Here is a 433-nt window from a genome sequence, read left to right as displayed (position 1 = left end):
TCATAGGTTCGACTCCTATTACCGCTACTAAAATTTAATGTGGGCCATTAGCTCAGTTGGTTAGAGCGCCCGGCTCATAACCGGTAGGTCTGGGGTTCGAGTCCCTGATGGCCCACCACATTAAATTAATTAATATAAATTCGAGGTGTAGCGCAGTTTGGTAGCGCACATGGTTTGGGACCATGGGGCCGGGGGTTCGAGTCCCTTCACCTCGACCAATATAAGGTGGGTATAGCTCAGTTGGTTAGAGCGCCAGATTGTGGCTCTGGAGGTCGTGAGTTCGACTCTCATTATCCACCCCAACTCATATGGTCTATTAGCTCAGTCGGTAGAGCACCTGACTTTTAATCAGGGTGTCCCGCGTTCGAGTCGCGGATAGATCACCAAAAAGGCGGCGACATAGCCAAGTGGTAAGGCAGTGGACTGCAACTCC

4 tRNA genes are annotated in these 433 nt (G+C 50.8%); all 4 read left to right on the top strand.

Annotated elements, in window-relative coordinates:
• Positions 1–41 precede the first annotated feature (41 nt).
• The 4 genes from KGF42_RS19265 (at position 42) to KGF42_RS19250 (ending at position 386) form a co-directional block, all read left to right on the top strand.
• Positions 42–118, top strand: a tRNA-Ile gene (locus tag KGF42_RS19265).
• 23 nt (positions 119–141) lie between these two features.
• Positions 142–218 (top strand) — tRNA-Pro (locus KGF42_RS19260).
• A gap of 7 nt (positions 219–225) precedes the next feature.
• Positions 226–302 (top strand) — tRNA-His (locus KGF42_RS19255).
• Between the two features lie 8 nt (positions 303–310).
• Positions 311–386: transfer RNA gene (locus tag KGF42_RS19250), tRNA-Lys, on the top strand.
• The last annotated feature ends 47 nt before the right edge of the window (positions 387–433 follow it).

Origin of the sequence: Clostridioides sp. ZZV15-6383 (assembly GCF_020657735.1) — a bacterium.
Taxonomy (GTDB): Bacteria; Bacillota; Clostridia; order Peptostreptococcales; family Peptostreptococcaceae; genus Clostridioides; species Clostridioides difficile_D.
Note: the sequence above shows the minus strand (reverse complement) of the source record. Positions and strands in the feature narration are given on the sequence as shown.